Genomic DNA, 16,384 nt, shown 5'->3' with positions numbered 1-16,384 from the left:
CCAAGCGATGGCCCAGATCTCACGATCAACCGCCTCGGGTAGCGTTGAGGGAGATGAAGGCGCGCCGGGCCGAACTGTTTCGCTTCGCGCGGTCGAACAGTCCAAGGTCGCGGTGCCCGATCACTCCGCCGGCGCCACTCGCAGCATCGGTCTGCGGGCGCTGAGCCGGTCGAGATAGAGATAGACGACCGGCGTGGTGTAGAGCGTGAGAAGCTGCGAGACGATGAGGCCGCCGACGATCGCGATGCCGAGCGGCTGGCGCAGCTCCGCCCCAGTGCCGGTCTCGAGCGCCAACGGCAATGCGCCGAGCAAAGCCGCAAAGGTCGTCATCATGATCGGCCGGAAGCGCTGGAGGCTCGCCTTGTGGATGGCTTCTCGCGGCGCAAGCCCTTCCTGGCGCTCGGCCTGCAAGGCCATGTCGATCATCATGATGGCGTTCTTCTTGACGATGCCGATCAACAGGATGATGCCGATCAGCGAGATCACGTCGAATTCCATGCCGGTGACGATGAGCGCGAGCAGCGCGCCGATGCCGGCCGAAGGCAGCGTCGACAGGATGGTGATCGGGTGCACGTAGCTTTCGTAGAGCACGCCGAGCACGACATAGATCGTGGCGAGCGCGGCAGCGATCAGCAGAAGCTCGTTGAGCAGGTTGGAGCGGAAGGCGAGTGCCGTGCCGGCAAGCGAGCCGTGGATCGACACCGGCATTTTCAGCTCCGCCATGGCGCGGTCGATTGCCGCCGAGGCGTCGCCGAGCGTGGCGCCATCGGCAAGGTTGAACGAGATCGTCGTGGCGACGAAGTGGCCCTGGTGGTTGACCGAAAGCGGCGTGGTCGCCGGACCGTAAGTGCTGAAGGCGGCGAGCGGCACCATGGTCTCGGCCGAGGTGCTGACGGCGGCGCCGCTCGAGGCGCTGCCGTGGCCGGTGACGGCGATCGCATTGGTCGCCTGATTCTGCAGCGAGCCCGACAGGCTGCCGGCCAGCGCGTTGGTCTTCTGCGTGCCGCTCGCCGCCGCGCCCGAGGTGCTGACATAGATGCCGTTGAGCGCGCTCGGATCCTGCAGATAGCGCGGCGCGACTTCCATCACCACGTGATATTGGTTGCGGGCGTTGAAGATGGTCGACACCTGGCGCTGGCCGAAGGCGTCGTAAAGCGTGTTGTCGATGCTCGCCGGCGTCAGGCCGAGCCGGGCCGCGCTCTCGCGGTCGACGGTGATGTTGGTTTCGAGCCCGGCCTCGTCGCGGTCCAAATTGACGTCGGTTAGCTCCCGCGCCTGTTTCAGCAATTCGACGAGTTTCGGCGCCCATTCGTCGAGATCCGCGGTCGTATCGGCCTGCAGCGTGTATTGATAGGTGGCGAGGCTCTGGCGGCCGCCGACCCTGATCTCCTGGCGCGGGTTGAGGAAGAGCTGCGCGCCGGGCAATTGCCTGAGCTGCGCGCGCAGCCGCCCCAGCACCGCTTGCAGCGGCGCACGATCGCCCTTCGGCTTCAGGTTGACATAGACGAAGCCGGAGTTGGTCTGGCGGCCGCCGATATAGCCGACGACGTTCGCCACCGCCGGGTCGCTCTTCAGGATCGTCTCCAGCCGCTCGAATTTCTGCCGCATCAATTGGAAGGAAATGGCCTGGTCGGCGCGCAGGCCGCCGATCAGCTCGCCGGTGTCCTGCTGCGGGAAGAAGCCCTTCGGCACGATCGTATAGAGGTAGACGTTGAGCGCAACGGCCGCGATCAGGATGATGAGCATCGCCTCGGCATTGTCGAGCGACCAGGCTAGCGAGCGGCCGTAGCCGGCGCGGACGCGCTCGAAGACGCTTTCGCCGAAGCGGGCGAGGATGGAACGGCGCTCCGACCGGACTGCACCCGCGCGCAAAAAATGGGCGCACATCATCGGCGTCACCGTCAGCGACAGCACCAGCGAAATGGCGATGGCCAGCGACAAGGTCATGGCGAATTCCTGGAACAGGCGGCCGAGTATGCCGCCCATCAACAGAATCGGCAGGAACACGGCGACGAGAGAAGCGCTCATCGACAGAACGGTGAAGCCGACCTCCTGAGCGCCGACCAGCGCCGCCCGGCCGCGCGGCACGCCGTCCTCGATGTGGCGCATGATGTTTTCCAGCACCACGATGGCGTCATCGACGACGAAGCCGGTGGCGATGGTGAGCGCCATCAAGGACAGATTGTCGAGCGTGTAGCCGAGCAGATACATTGCCCCGAAGGTGCCGAGGATCGAGACGACCAGCGCCACGCTCGGGATCAGCGCCGCGCGCCAGTCGCGCAAAAAGCAGAACACCACGAAGACGACCAGCAGCACCGCCAGCACCAGCGTCAGCTCGGTGTCGCGCAGCGAGCCGCGGATGGTGAGGCTGCTGTCGGACGCGATGCTGAGGCGCGCATCCGCCGGCACCGAAGCCTGCAGCGTCGGGATCAGCGCGCGCACGCGGTCGACCGTGTCGATGATGTTGGCGTTGGGCTCGCGATAGAGCACCAAAAGCACGGCCGGCACGCCATTGGCGAGGCCGAGATTGCGCACGTCCTCGACCGAGTCCTCGACATCTGCGATGTCGGCGAGGCGCACCGCCGCACTGTTGCGCCAGGCGATCACCAGGTCGCGATAGTCGGCGGCATGGCTCGCCTGGTCGTTGGTGTAGAGCTGGTAGCGGAGCGCGCCGTCCTCCTCGAAGCCCTTCGGACTGCGGGCATTGGCCGAGGCAAGTGCGGCGCGCACATCCTCCAGGCCGATGCCGTAATGGAACAGCGCCCCCGGATTGAGCTCCACCCGAACCGCGGGCAGCGACGAGCCGCCGAGGTCGACATTGCCGACACCCTCGACCTGGGACAGGCGCTGCTGCAGCACGGTCGCGGCGGCATCGTAGAGCTGACCGGGTGTGAGTGTGCGCGAGGTCAGCGCCAGGATCATCACCGGTGCGTCGGCGGGATTGTATTTGCGGTAGGTCGGGTTGCTGCGCAGGTCGGACGGGAGGTCGGCGCGCGCGGCGTTGATAGCGGCTTGAACATCGCGCGCGGCGCCGTTGATGTCCCGATCGAGGTCGAACTGCAGCACAACATTGGTCGAGCCGGTGCCGGAGCGCGACGTCATCTCGGAAACCCCGGCGATCTGGCCGAGATGCCGTTCGAGCGGCGCCGCGACATCGGTCGACATCGTGTCGGGGCTGGCGCCCGGCATCGAAGCCTGCACCGAGATGGTCGGGAAATCCACCTTGGGCAGCGGCGCGACGGGAAGATTGACGTATGCGATCAGGCCCGCCGCCGCCAATCCGATGGCCAGCAGCGTCGTGGCGACCGGCCTGGCGATGAAGGGCGCGGAGAGATTCACGGCGTGAGCCCGCCGGCCGGCGCTCTCGCTTCACGCGCCCCCGACCGCGTCAGTCTATCGAAGGCAAGGTAGATCACTGGCGTGGTGAAGAGCGTCAGCACCTGGCTGACGATCAGCCCGCCAACGATGGTGATGCCGAGCGGCTGGTGCAATTCCGAGCCGGCAAGGCCGCCGAGCAGGAGCGGGAGCGCCCCGAACAGCGCGGCCATCGTCGTCATCAGGATCGGCCGCAACCGCAGCAAGCAGGCTTCGTAAATCGCCTCGCGCGGATCCAGCCCCTGCAGGCGCTCGGCCTGCAGGGCAAAGTCGATCATCATGATGGCGTTCTTCTTGACGATGCCGACCAAGAGCACGATGCCGATGATGCCGATCACGTCGAGATCGTGGCCGGCGAGCATCAGCGCCACCAGCGCGCCCACGGTTGCCGAGGGCAGCGTCGAGAGGATCGTCAGCGGGTGGATGAAGCTCTCATAAAGCACGCCAAGCACGACATAGACGGTGGCGACTGCCGCGAGCACCAGCAGCAGCTCGTTGGAGAGCGAGCTTTGCAAGGCAAGCGCGGCGCCCTGGAAGCCGGTGACCAGGCCGGCGGGCGGCTGCATGTCATGTTCCGCCTTGCTGATCGCCGCGGTGGCGTCGCCGAGCGACACGCCCGGGGCGAGGTTGAAGGAGATGGTCGCGGCCGGGAACTGGGCAAGGTGGTTCACCAGCAGCGGCGCCTGCCGGACACTGATATTGGCGATCGCCGATAGCGGCACCTGGCCGGAACCGGAGGACGGCAGGTAGATCGAGCCCAGCGAAGCCGGCGTCTGTCCCACCGAGGGGTCGGCTTCAATGATGACGCGGTATTCGTTCGACTGGGTGAAGATCGTCGAGATGATGCGCTGGCCGAAGGCATCGTAGAGCGCGTTGTCGACGGTCGCTGGCGTAATCCCGAAGCGTGCCGCCGTCGCTCGGTCGATGGTGATGTCGACCGCAAGCCCGCTCTGCTGGCTGTCGCTGGCTACGTCGGCGAGTTCGGGAAGTGCCACCAGCCTATCGGTGAGCTTTGATGTCCACGTCGCCAGCTCGGCCGGATCCGAATCCTGCAGAACGTATTGGTACTGCGACGCGCTGGAGGTGGAGTCCACGCTCAGGTCCTGCACCGGCTGCATGTGCAGCGCGATGCCGGTCACGACGTCAGTCTCCCGAGCCAGCCGCCGGATGATCGCGCTGGCATCGGCCGCGCGCCCGTCGCGCGGCTTGAGATTGATCAGCATGTGGCCGCTGTTGGCGGTCATGTTTTGGCCGTCGACGCCGATGAAGGACGACAGGCTCGCGACATCCGGGTCCTTCAGGATGACATCGGCGAGCGCCTGCTGGTGCGCTGCCATGTCGGCGTAGGAGGCCGAGCCCGCGGCCTCGGTGACCGCCGAAATCGCGCCGGTGTCCTGAACCGGGAAGAAGCCTTTCGGGATGACAACATAGAGATAAACGGTGAGCGCAAGCGTGGCTGCGGCGACCAGCAGCGTCAGCGCCTGACGGTCGAGCACCCACCGCAAGGCGGCGGCATAGCCATTCGCGACAGCGTCGAAGCCGGCCTCGGCGCCGCGCGCCAGCGCGCCCTGCCTGCGTTCGGACGGCGGCTTGAGCAGCCTGGCGCACATCATCGGCACCAGCGTCAACGAGACGATGGCCGAAATGACGATGGCGATCGCAAGCGTGATGGCGAATTCGTGGAACAGGCGGCCGACGACGTCGCCCATGAACAGAAGCGGGATCAGCACCGCGATCAGCGAGACGGTGAGCGAGATGATGGTGAAGCCGATCTGGGCCGAGCCTTCGAGCGCGGCGGTGACCGGATCGTCGCCATGCTCGATGAAACGCGAGATGTTTTCGATCATGACGATGGCGTCGTCGATGACGAAGCCGGAGGCGATGGTCAGCGCCATCAGCGACAGATTGTCGAGGCTGAAGCCCCAAAGATACATGACCGCGAACGTGCCGATCAGCGACAGCGGCACCGACAGGCTCGGAATGATCGTCGCCGGAATGTTGCGCAGGAACAGGAAGGTGACGAGCACGACCAGAACCGCCGCCGTCGCCAGCTCGAACTCGACGTCATGGACTGAGGCACGGATGGTGGTCGTGCGGTCGGTCAGCGGCTCGACGGTGACCGCCGCCGGCAAGCCGGCGCGAAGCTGCGGCAGCAGCGCCTTCACCGAGTCGACGACGCGGATGACATTGGCTCCGGGCTGGCGCTGGATGTTGAGCAGGATCGCCGGCGAGCGGTTTTCCCAAGCGCCCAGCTTCGAGTTCTCCGGCCCCTCTATGATATCGGAGACCTCGCCCAGCCTGACCGGCGCGCCGTTGCGGTAAGCGACGACCATATCCGCATAGGTCTTGGGGTCGCTGATCTGGTCGTTGGCGTTGATGGTGTAGGAACGCGCCGGCCCGTCGAAGCTGCCTTTCGGCGTGTTGACGTTGAGCGTGCCGATGGTGGTGCGCAGATCGTCGATGTTGAGCCCCATGGCGGCCAGCGCCTTGAGCTTTACGCGGATGCGCACGGCCGGCCGCTCGCCGCCGGAGATGCTGACCAGCCCGACGCCCGGAAGCTGCGAGATCTTTTGGGCCAGCCGCGTCTCGCCATAGTTCTCGACTTCGGTCAGGGGCAGCGTCTTCGAGGTGATCGCCAGCGTCAGGATCGGCGCATCGGCCGGATTCACCTTGGCGTAGATCGGCGGCGCCGGCAGGTCGGCGGGCAGAAGGTTGCCGGCCGCGTTGATCGCCGCCTGCACCTCCTGCTCGGCAATATCCAGGCTGAGGTCGAGGCTGAAGCGCAGCGTGATGACCGAGGCGCCGGCCGAACTCCCCGACGACATCTGCTCCAGCCCCGGCATCTGGCCGAACTGGCGCTCCAGGGGCGCCGTGACTGAAGTCGTCATCACCTCCGGGCTGGCGCCGGGATAGAAGGTCTGCACCTGGATCGTCGGGTAGTCGACCTCAGGCAAGGCCGAGAGCGGCAGGAAAAGATAGGCGATCATGCCGACCACCAGGATGGTCGCCATGATCAGCGTGGTGGCCACCGGCCGCAGGATGAAGGGCCGCGACGGGTTCAGCCAGCCGGAGACGAGACCGCTCGGCGTGCTCATTGGGCTTCGCCGCTGTCGCCACCATTTCCGCTGCTGCCGGTATTGCCGTTGCCGTCGCGACGATGGTGGCGGTGGTGCTTGCGGCCGGCATCGCCCGATGCGTCCGCGCCGCCGCCTGCCGAGCCTTGGCCCTGGCTGCTTGAGATCGCGGGCGCGTTGCCGGGGTTGACGGCAGACGTATTGCTGGTCGCGGCGGCCCCGCTGCCCCTACCCTCCGCTTGCGGCTGCGCGGGAGATCCAGCGCCGGCGGTCGGCGCGGCGCTGTTGTCAGGCACGGTCACCTTGGCGCCGTCCTTCAGCCGGTCGACGCCATCGACGACCACCTTGGCGCCCGGCGGAAGGCCCGACAGCAATTGCGTCACCGAGGCGTCGCCCGGGCCAAGGGAAACGGTCTTCACCGAGACAGTGCTGTCGTCGTTGAGTTGATAGACGAAAGTGCCTGGGGCGCCGTGCTGGATGGCGGCGTTGGGCAGCACCGTCACGCCGGTCAGGGTGCGCACCAGGAGATGCACGTTGACGAACTGGTTGGGATAAAGCCCGCCGTCGGCGTTAGCAAACACGGCGCGCAGCTTCACGGTGCCGGTGGTCGGATCGATCTGGTTGTCGATCGTCTGCAGCGTGCCTTCGGCGATCTGCTTGGTGTCGTTGCGGTCGAACAAGGTGGCCTTGAGCCCGGCATTACCATGCGTCTGTTCCAGCACTTCGGCGAGGGTGTCTTCGGGCAGCGAGAACAGCACCGAAATCGGCTGCATCTCGGTGATCACCGCAATGCCGGTGCTGTCGGAAGGCGTGACGTAATTGCCCTGATCGACCAGCCTGAGGCCGATGCGGCCGTCGGCAGGTGCAACGATATGGCTGTTGGCGATATTGACCTCGACGGCCTCGATCTGCGCCTGGTCGGACATGACCGTGCCCTCGTCGGATTGCACGGTCGCGCGCTGCAGGTCGACCGCCTGCTGCGTGATGGCGTTGGAGGTCAGCTTCAGATCGCGGTCGAGGTCGAGCCTGGCATCGCTCAGCAGCGCCTGATCGTGCTTCAATTGGCCCTGCAGCTGATGCAGCGAGGCTTGGAGAGTGCGGTCGTCGACCTGGGCAAGAAAATCGCCCTTCTTCACCATCTCCCCTTCGGTGAAGGCGATCGCGGTGATCTGCCCGCTGACCTGCGGGCGCACCGTCACCGTCGACAGTGAGGTGACCGTGCCCAGCGCCTCCAGCGTGATCGGGATGTCGGCCTGCGTCACCGAGGCGACTGCGACCGGCTGCGCGCCGAGATCGCCGCCCCGGAATCGTTGGCCGCCGCGCGCGCCTTGCTGGTGCACCGGTGCTGGATGGAGCCAGAAGGCGACGCCCGCTCCAGCCGCCACCAGCAGCAGCGCGACCATCCAGCCGCGGCGCCGGCGACGCACGACCACCGGCTTGATGTCTGCCATCGGCTCACGGAGCGGCTGTAACCGGCTGGCGACTTCGTCGTCCACTTTGTCACCTATCCATCGAACCGCAAGCGGCCAGGTCGACCACGTCCTTGGCCAGCGTCACTGGCCCAAGACGCAATCCGGCCGGGAACATAACGCCGGAACCTGGCCATGCAATTGCGCCCGACATTAAATTCCCGTAAGAATTGAATGGGTTAGGTTGAAGACCACACTCAAAAATGCGCGCCCGGGCGAACTGTTCGGGGACCGTGCCCCCATCGCGTGAGAGTGACCGGCCGCGCCGCGCCGGCCAATGATGACAAGGCTTTAACGGGGTGAACCCGGCCCGCGCGGCGGACCGCCTTTCGACGGTCGGACGTCGTTCCCGTCCCGGCGCAAAACCGCAGCCTCCGAGCGGGACCCCACTCCAGCCCGCTCGCAAAGATGTGAACGCAGCGACGTGCGAAGCTGCCCTATTCCTCAGCTTTATCGGCAGCGGGCCGGATCGCGATCGAGAGGGAAGCCATGACCTTTGCCCGGCTGCTCGCCTTGCCCCTGCTCAGCCTGTTGGCGCTCGGCCACGCGACCGCGCAAAGTCCGGACGGGGTCACCTCGCATGACGCACAGGTCGAGGATCTGAAAGTCTTCCGCCATGACTTTCTCGAGGTCGACCGATCCTACTCGCAAGCCGCCCGCGCGGAAGCGGAACTTCGCCTGCAGGCCCTGGACGCAGCTGCGGGCTCGATCGATGCGGCGATGTTCACCGTTCATCTCTGCCAGATCGCGGCGCTGGCCGACAATGGTCACACGACCTGCAAGCTGCCGCGCGCCAATGGTGTGGCGATGTCTTTGCTGCCGATCGGCGGCGCCTTCTACGTCATAGCGGCCAGTCCGCAAAACGGCGATCTGCTGGGCAGCCGACTCGCCGGCATCGACGGCCATCCGGCTGCTGAAGTCTCCTCGGCGCTGCGCAGCCTGCATGGCGGCGTGGCGGCATGGCGCGACATCGAGGCGACCGACGCGATCGTCCGGCCCGATCTGCTGCATGCGCTCGGGCTCGCCAATGCCGCCGGCGACGCGACCTTTCGCTTCCAGACGCCCGACGGCCGCATCATCGACCGCAAGCTCGCCCCGAAGCCGCAGCGCCGCGACTGGGTGAAGATTTTTCCCAAGGGCCGCGCGCCCTGGCCGCTGCAGGATCAGGAACAGCCTTTCCGCTGGCGCGATGCGCCCGAACTCGATGGCGTCGTCGCCGAGATCAGGCGCAACGTCGACGGCAAGACCGGGAAGATCGCCGATTTCCTGGCTGAGGTCGAAGCCGCCCGGGTCCGCCTCGGCCGCAAGAACCTCGTCCTCGACATGCGCTTCAACACCGGCGGCAACTTGATGCTGACCCGCGATGTCCTCAGTTCCTGGCCGTCCCGCGTCAGCCCACCGGGACGGCTGTTCGTGCTGGAAAGCCCGATTACCTTTTCGGCGGGAATTGTCGACGTCGCCTATCTCAAGCAGGCTGGCGGGGACAGGGTCACACTGGTCGGCGAAGCGCCCGGCGACCGCATGATGTTCTTCGCCGATCAGCAGCAGGTGACGCTGCCGCATTCGGGCGTCGTGCTGCAGTCCGCGACGCAGCGCTATGACCTTCAAAACGGCTGCAAGGCCTACGCCGATTGTTTCGTCGGCATGGCGCAACCGAGTTCCGCCACGGGCACGACGCCCGTGCTTGTCGCCACCATCGACAAAGGCAAGGGCCGCAAGCCGGTTGCGCTCAAGACGCTGGAGCCCGACATTGCCGCGCCATGGTCGATCGACGATCTGCTCAAGGGTCGCGATCCCGGAATGGCGGCCGTTCAGGCGGCGTTGGCGGGACAGCAGGAGTAGGACTGTTCAGTCGTGTTTTTATAGCGGAAGCGACCGGCGACATGGCGGCAAGGCTCTCGCACCGCGCGCATACGCTGCATCACGACGGCGAGCAGCTGCAGGCGCGAACCCGGCTTTTTGCAGGACGAACTGATGGCGAAGCTGACTGAGCGGTTGAACCAGCTGCTCTACATCCTCTCCGTCATGACCGCGGTGCTGCTGCCGATGACCATCATCTCCGGCCTGTTCGGCATGAATGTCGGCGGGCTCCCGCTGGTCGACACGGCGCTCGGCTTCTGGGTGGTGACGGCGATAGCGGTCGTCGTCGCCGGCATCGTCTACATGGTCGTGCGGCGGCTGGGCCGGGTTTAGCGTCCTATGCGCTTGCGCGCAGATCCTCGACGACGGTACCGGCAGCGCGGACTTCCGCCTCATGGTCCGGCTCGCGCCATGTCTCGGCGAGACCGGCCGCATACCATTCGCGCATGGCAGGCAGATCGAGCAACCGCTTGGGATAAGCAGCGGCAGCGCCCTCGAATGCCAGTCCATAGGACTGTGCCCGGAAAGCGACCGGAGCGAAGAAAGCATCGACCGCGGTGAAGTGGTCTCCGTCAAGGAACGGTCCGCCGAAGCGCGCAAGGCCGTCGTTCCACAAGTCGCCCAGGCGGAAGAGATCGTGCTTCAGCGCATCGGACATCGATGCCAGCTTGACGCGCACCCCACAGCTCATCGGGCAGTCATTGCGCAGCGCGGTAAAGCTCGAATGCATTTCGGCAGCGGCGGAGCGCGCCCAGGCGCGCGCTTTCGCATCGGCCGGCCAGACGCCTCGATGACGCTCTGCCAGATATTCGACGATCGAGAGCGAATCCCACACCGCCCAGCCATCGTCGACCAGGCAGGGCACGCGCCCATTCGGCGAGAATGACCGGAAGAGGCTGAAACTTGAACCGGTTGGGAACGGCGTCAGCCGCTCCTCGAAGCGAATGTCGACGGTCCGCATCAGCAGCCAAGTCCGCAGCGACCAGGACGAATAGTTCTTGTTGCCGATATAAAGCTGGTACATTTGCCGCCCTCACCTCGTCGCGGGACCCGCCTGGCGAACCTCGCGCCCTCTGAACATCGACCAGCTGTACATGGCCAGCGCAGTCCAGATAAGGGCGAAAGCTATGGCCTGCGTGGTGCCGAACGGCTCATCGAAGATCAGGACGGCGATCAGGAACACCATCGTCGGCGCGATATATTGCATGATGCCGATGGTGGAGAGGCGCAAAAGCCTGGCGCCGAAGGCAAAGAGCAGAAGCGGCACCGCGGTCACCGGGCCGCAGCCGATCAGCAGCGCGGTGTCGGCGCCGGTGCTGGAGATGAAATGGTCCTGTCCCGCGGCGATCAGGTAGGCAATGTAGAAAAGCGCCGGCACCGACAGCAAAAGAACTTCAAGCAGAAAGCCCTGGCTCGGCCCGATCGGCAGCGTCTTGCGGAAGAAGCCGTAGGCGGCGAAGGAGAAGGCCAATGCCAGCGATACCCAGGGTAATTTGCCGGCCTCGACAGTAAGCACGGTCACCGCAATGGCGGCCAGCGCCACCGCCGCGATCTGCAGCCGGTCGAGCCGTTCGCCGAGGAGAACGGCGCCGACCACCACGCTGACCAGCGGGTTGATATAGTAGCCGAGCGCCGTCTCGACCGTGCGGTCGACTGCGATCGCCCAGACATAGATGCCCCAGTTGACCGAGATGAGCGTCGCCGTCAGCGCCGCCATGGCGAGGCTTTTTGGCGAGCGGATCGCGGCCTTGAAGTCGGCGGTGCGGCCGGCCCAGACCAGCACGGCAGCGGCGATCGGTACCGACCAAACGATCCGGTGCGAGATCACCTCGATCAGAGGCAGGTGCGCCACCGCTTTCATGTAGAAGGGCAACAGCCCCCAGAGGAAATAGGCGCCGAGGGCCAAAAGGAAGCCGCGGCGGGCCTTGGCGTCTTGATCGAGATCGGCTGTTGCGGTGACCATGGCCCAACGCTATGGCCCAGGGGACCGTCCAAGACCATCGCAAAATTCTGATGGATCAATGGACTTTTGGTGATGGTTCAACCTACTCCGCCGCGACTAAGCCAGCCATATCACGGTTCTTCATCAGCTTGTAGATGATCGAATCCATCAGCGCCTGGAAGGAGGCGTCGATGATGTTTTCCGATACGCCGACCGTCCACCAGCGGGCGCCGGTGGAATCGTGCGATTCGATCAGCACTCGGGTGATGGCTTCGGTGCCGCCGTTGAGAATGCGCACCTTGAAGTCGGCGAGCTCGAGGTCGACGATCTCGTTCTGATACTTGCCGAGATCCTTGCGCAGCGCGATGTCGAGCGCGTTGACCGGGCCGTGGCCTTCGGCCACCGACATCTTCTCCTCGCCGTCGACCATCACCTTCACGATCGCCTCGGACACGGTCTTCAGGTTGCCATTGGCATCGAAGCGGCGCTCGACCATGCAGCGGAACGAGGTGACGTTGAAGAACTCCGGCAGGCCGTGCAGCGTCTTGCGGGCCAAGAGCTCGAAGGAGGCGTCGGCGCCCTCATAGGCGTAGCCTTCGGCCTCGCGCTCCTTGACGATGGCGATGAGCGCGTCGAGCCGGCTGTCGTCCTTCGGCACGTCGATGCCGCGCCGCTTCAATTCGGCGAGGAAATTGGCCTTGCCGCCCTGGTCGGAGACCATGACACGGCGGCGGTTGCCCACGGCTTCCGGCGGCACATGCTCGTAAGTCGCCGGCTCTTTGGCCAGCGCCGAGGCATGGATACCCGCCTTGGTGGCGAAGGCGGATGAGCCGACATAGGGCGCCTGAGCTTCCGGCGCGCGGTTGAGCAACTCGTCGAAAGCGCGGGAGAGCCGCGAAATGCCGGTCAGTGCTTCGGCCGAAATGCCTGTCTCGAAGCGATCGGCGAAGGCCGGCTTGAGCGCGAGCGTCGGGATGATTGTGACCAGATTGGCGTTGCCGCAGCGCTCACCGATGCCGTTCAGCGTGCCCTGGATCTGGCGCACACCGGCCTCAACGGCGGCAAGGGAATTCGCCACCGCCTGGCCGGTGTCGTCATGGGCATGAATGCCGAGATGGTCGCCAGGGATGCCGCCCGCGATCACCTTCTCGACGATGGCCCGCACTTCCGAAGGCTGCGTGCCGCCATTGGTGTCGCATAGCACCACCCAGCGCGCCCCGGCATCATAGGCCGTCTTGGCGCAGGCCAGCGCGTAAGCCGGATTGGCCTTGAAGCCGTCGAAGAAATGCTCGCAGTCGACCATCGCCTCCTTGCCGGCGGCGACCGCCGCCTGGACCGAGACCTTTATCGACTCAAGGTTCTCCTCGTTGGTGCAGCCGAGCGCCACGCGCACGTGATAGTCCCAGCTCTTGGCGACGACGCAGATCGCGTCCGACTTCGATTGCACCAGCGCCGCCAGCCCCGGATCGTTGGAGGCCGAAACCCCTGCCCGCTTGGTCATGCCGAAGGCGACGAATTTCGCGCTTTCCGTGCGCTTCTGATGGAAGAAGGCGGTGTCGGTCGGGTTGGCGCCGGGATAGCCGCCCTCGACATAGTCGATGCCGAATTCGTCAAGCAGCTTGGCGATCGCGATCTTGTCCTCGACGGAAAAGTCGATGCCCGGCGTCTGCTGGCCGTCGCGCAGCGTGGTGTCGAAGAGGTAGAGGCGTTGCTTCATCATGGCTGTAGCTCGAAAAGTCGAGATCCTTCGCGCCGGGGGCGCCGTAGAGCACAAACCTGCATGGTTATTTGCCTGCGTATTTATCCGTCGCCCGGATCAGCCGGTCCAGAATCCCCGGCTCCGAATACGAGTGGCCGGCGCCTTCGATGAGGTGGAAATCCGCCTTCGGCCAGGCCTTGTGCAGCGCCCAGGCATAGCGCGCCGGGCACGGCATGTCGTAGCGGCCGTGGACGATGGTGCCGGGGATGTCCTTCAGCTTCCAGGCATCGCGCAGCAGCTGTCCTTCTTCCAGCCAGCCGGCATGGACGAAATAGTGGTTCTCGATGCGGGCGAAGGCGATGGCATAGTCGTCCTGGCCGAAAGGCGTGCTGGTTTCCGGCTCCGGCAAAAGCGTGATCGTCTCGCCTTCCCACAGACTCCAGGCAAGCGCCGCCTCGACCTTCGCCTTGCGGTCGGTGCCCACCAGCCGCTTGCGGTAGGCGGCCATCATGTCGCCGCGCTCGGCCTCGGGGATCGGCGCGAGAAAACGCTCCCACTTGTCGGGAAACATCTCGGAGACGCCGAACTGATAGTACCATTCGAGCTCGGCGCGGGTGAGCGTATAGATGCCGCGCACGACGAGCTCGCTGACGCGCTCGGGATGCGTTTCGGCATAGGCGAGCGCCAGCGTCGAGCCCCACGAGCCGCCGAACACCAGCCATTTGTCGAAGCCCGCCATCTCGCGCAGGCGTTCGATGTCGGTGACGAGATGCCAGGTGGTGTTGGCTTCCAGCGAGGCGTTGGGCGTCGACTTGCCGCAGCCGCGCTGGTCGAACAGGATGACGTCGTAGAGTTTCGGGTCGAACAGCCGCCGGTGTTTGGGCGAGATCGTGCCTCCAGGGCCGCCATGCAGGAACACGGCTGGCTTGGCGCCTTTGGTGCCGCAGCGCTCCCAATAGATGGTGTGGCCATCACCGACATCGAGCATGCCTGTTTCGAACGGCTCGATCTCGGGATAGAGCGTGCGCAAGGAGCTGCTGTGGATCGTCATAGTTTCAGTCCCTGCTGCGGCCAGTTGGCCGTCTCGTGATCGGGATGCTGGAAGGAGATGATCTGCTCCTGCCGTCGATAGTAGTCGGGGTCGTCGTGGACCGGCGCCTCGAAGATCTTCTCCACCCAGGGCAGCCGCACCGCGTAGTTGACCTGGATCTGCGGCGCCAGGTCCGAACGATGGTCGAAGGCACCGATGGCGATCTCCAGCCCGCCCGGCTGGCGGTAGGTGAGCGGCGTGCCGCAGCGGCGGCAGAAGCCGCGATCGATGTTGACCGAGGACTGGAAATAGCTCGGCTCCTCATGGGTCCATTCGACGCCATCCTTCGGCACCGTCACCAGGGCGCCGAAGAAATTGCCGAACTGTTTCTGGCACATGCGGCAATGGCAGATGGACGGGCGCCCGAGCTTGCCGTGGACGCGGAAGCGCACGGCGCCGCACTGGCAGCCGCCGGTTCGAATTTCATCGGTCATGATTTTTCCTCCGGCGGCCATTGGTCCGTGTCGTGATCGGGATGTTGATAGGAGACGAGCTCGGCGAGATAAGGCGCCGACGAAATATCGCCCATCGTCTCCTCGGAGGGCAGTTTCGAAACGCCGTCGACATAGGGAAGCTTCGCTTCGACGCCCCACTGGATGGTTGGCGCGATGCCGGCCGGGTCGTCGAAGGCGGCGATCGCCAGCGCCACGCCGTCCGGCGCCTCGAAGGTCAGCGGCGTGCCGCATTCGGCGCAGAAGCCGCGCCATGCCGCGCTGGACGAGCGGAAGCGCTTCGGCTCGCCGCGCGTCCAGTCCAGCCTGGCGCCGCGCACCGAGACCAGCGGCAGATAGAAATTGCCGCTCGCCTTCTGACACATGCGGCAATGGCAGACCGAGGCATCGCCCAGGGCGCCCTCAACGCGGAAACGCACGGCGCCGCACTGGCACCCGCCCGTATAGACCGGCCGGTTATCAAGGCTCATCGATCCCTCCCATCGAGCTCACTCCGGATCATGGCAGACCGCCTCGACATTGTTGCCGTCGGGATCGAAGACGAAGGCGCCGTAATAATTGGGGTGGTAATGCGGACGCAGCCCCGGCCCGCCATTGTCCTTGCCGCCGGCCGCAAGGGCCGCGGCATGGAAGGCGTCGACCTCGGCGCGGCTGCGCGCGGTGAAGGCGACATGCTGATGGTCCTTCGGCTTCTCCTTGCCCGCGCTCAGCCAGAACACCGGCCGGTCGCGGCCATAGCCGCCGACCTTGGCGCCGCCGGTATATTCCTCCGGCACCATGTAGAGCAGCGAAGCGCCAAGCGGCGCCATCACCTTGGCGTAGAACGCCTTGGACTTTTCGAAATCGGAAACGCTGATGCCGAGATGATCGATCATGGAACGAGCTCCTGCGTTGCGGTCTCAGGCACTTCGGCGCCGGCCAGGCCGGCCGCAATGACGATGTGCTGGCAGACATTGTCGATATCGCGGATCACGTCGTCGTTCCAGAAGCGCAGGATGGTCCAGCCGCTTGCAGCTAGATAGCCACTTCTTGCCTCGTCACGGTTTAAGTGTTCCGCATCGCCATGCTGGCTGCCATCGACCTCGACTATGAGGCGATGGGCCGAGCACGCGAAATCAACGATATAAGGTCCGATCGGCACCTGCCGCCGGAAGCTCATGCCCGTCAAGCGGTGGGCACGCAACTCGTTCCAAAGTTTCAGCTCGGCATCCGTCATGGCACGCCGCATGGACTTGGCGTTATTGCGCTGACGGGATGGAACGAGGTCGTGGCCCATAGCTACACGCCCTCACGTTTGCGATTAACGAAATCGCACGCCCGAGCTAATCTCCCCCCTTGCGGGGGAGATGTCCGGCAGGACAGAGGGGGGTGCTGTCCCGCCGACGTAGCAACGAGAGAGTGCTGCCCTCCTAGGAAATAGCGG

The 16,384-nt window shown here is 65.3% G+C and carries 13 protein-coding genes; 2 read left to right on the top strand and 11 right to left on the bottom strand.

Going from position 1 to position 16,384, the window contains the following annotated elements:
- Positions 1-120: 120 nt before the first annotated feature.
- Genes A9K66_RS06265 through A9K66_RS06255 form a run of 3 tightly spaced genes read right to left on the bottom strand, consistent with a single transcriptional unit; the run spans position 121 to position 7,945 of the window.
- Complete coding sequence (locus A9K66_RS06265; protein WP_067321194.1) at positions 121-3,339, bottom strand: efflux RND transporter permease subunit; 3,219 nt, start codon at positions 3,337-3,339, stop codon at positions 121-123.
- Positions 3,336-6,437, bottom strand: a complete 3,102-nt coding sequence (locus A9K66_RS06260; RefSeq protein WP_067321252.1) for a multidrug efflux RND transporter permease subunit — start codon at positions 6,435-6,437, stop codon at positions 3,336-3,338. The genes A9K66_RS06265 and A9K66_RS06260 overlap by 4 nt, the downstream gene beginning before the upstream one ends.
- 29 nt (positions 6,438-6,466) lie before the next feature.
- Positions 6,467-7,945, bottom strand: a complete 1,479-nt coding sequence (locus tag A9K66_RS06255; RefSeq protein ID WP_067321191.1) for an efflux RND transporter periplasmic adaptor subunit — start codon at positions 7,943-7,945, stop codon at positions 6,467-6,469.
- Between the two features lie 462 nt (positions 7,946-8,407).
- Here A9K66_RS06255 and A9K66_RS06250 point away from each other — a divergent pair, with 462 nt between their 5' ends.
- Together A9K66_RS06250 and A9K66_RS06245 are read left to right on the top strand one after the other, a co-directional pair.
- Positions 8,408-9,760, top strand: a complete 1,353-nt coding sequence (locus tag A9K66_RS06250; protein WP_067321188.1) for a hypothetical protein — start codon at positions 8,408-8,410, stop codon at positions 9,758-9,760.
- A gap of 132 nt (positions 9,761-9,892) precedes the next feature.
- Positions 9,893-10,111, top strand: a complete 219-nt coding sequence (locus A9K66_RS06245) for a CorA family divalent cation transporter (RefSeq protein WP_067321186.1) — start codon at positions 9,893-9,895, stop codon at positions 10,109-10,111.
- 4 nt (positions 10,112-10,115) lie between these two features.
- On the opposite strand, the gene A9K66_RS06240 is transcribed toward A9K66_RS06245, so the two are convergent.
- The 8 genes from A9K66_RS06240 to A9K66_RS06205 all read right to left on the bottom strand — a co-directional run bounded on the left by A9K66_RS06240 (position 10,116) and on the right by A9K66_RS06205 (position 16,237).
- Positions 10,116-10,802, bottom strand: a complete 687-nt coding sequence (locus A9K66_RS06240) for a glutathione S-transferase family protein (RefSeq protein WP_067321183.1) — start codon at positions 10,800-10,802, stop codon at positions 10,116-10,118.
- Between the two features lie 9 nt (positions 10,803-10,811).
- Entirely contained in the window at positions 10,812-11,741 is a 930-nt protein-coding gene (gene rarD / locus A9K66_RS06235; RefSeq protein WP_067321180.1) for an EamA family transporter RarD, read from the bottom strand.
- Positions 11,742-11,823: 82 nt separating this feature from the next.
- Positions 11,824-13,440 (bottom strand): citramalate synthase, encoded by a 1,617-nt coding sequence (cimA, locus tag A9K66_RS06230; RefSeq protein ID WP_067321178.1) that lies wholly within the window; start codon positions 13,438-13,440, stop codon positions 11,824-11,826.
- 64 nt (positions 13,441-13,504) lie between these two features.
- Positions 13,505-14,470 carry a prolyl aminopeptidase gene (gene pip / locus A9K66_RS06225; protein ID WP_067321175.1) on the bottom strand — a complete coding sequence of 322 codons (966 nt, stop codon included), beginning with the start codon at positions 14,468-14,470 and terminating at the stop codon, positions 13,505-13,507.
- Positions 14,467-14,943, bottom strand: a complete 477-nt coding sequence (locus A9K66_RS06220) for a GFA family protein (RefSeq protein ID WP_082953738.1) — start codon at positions 14,941-14,943, stop codon at positions 14,467-14,469. The genes pip and A9K66_RS06220 overlap by 4 nt, the downstream gene beginning before the upstream one ends.
- A complete protein-coding gene (locus tag A9K66_RS06215) occupies positions 14,940-15,431 on the bottom strand; it encodes a GFA family protein (RefSeq protein WP_067321170.1) in 492 nt (163 codons plus the stop codon). Before A9K66_RS06215 ends, A9K66_RS06220 begins: the two co-directional genes overlap by 4 nt.
- A gap of 18 nt (positions 15,432-15,449) precedes the next feature.
- Positions 15,450-15,836 (bottom strand): VOC family protein, encoded by a 387-nt coding sequence (locus A9K66_RS06210; RefSeq protein ID WP_067321167.1) that lies wholly within the window; start codon positions 15,834-15,836, stop codon positions 15,450-15,452.
- On the bottom strand, positions 15,833-16,237 hold the full coding sequence (locus tag A9K66_RS06205; protein ID WP_067321164.1) for a DUF559 domain-containing protein: 405 nt from the start codon (positions 16,235-16,237) through the stop codon (positions 15,833-15,835). Before A9K66_RS06205 ends, A9K66_RS06210 begins: the two co-directional genes overlap by 4 nt.
- Positions 16,238-16,384 lie beyond the last annotated feature (147 nt).

Origin of the sequence: Mesorhizobium sp. AA23, assembly GCF_001672435.1 — a bacterium.
Lineage (GTDB): Bacteria > Pseudomonadota > Alphaproteobacteria > Rhizobiales > Rhizobiaceae > Mesorhizobium.
This window is presented reverse-complemented; position numbering and strand designations above follow the sequence as displayed.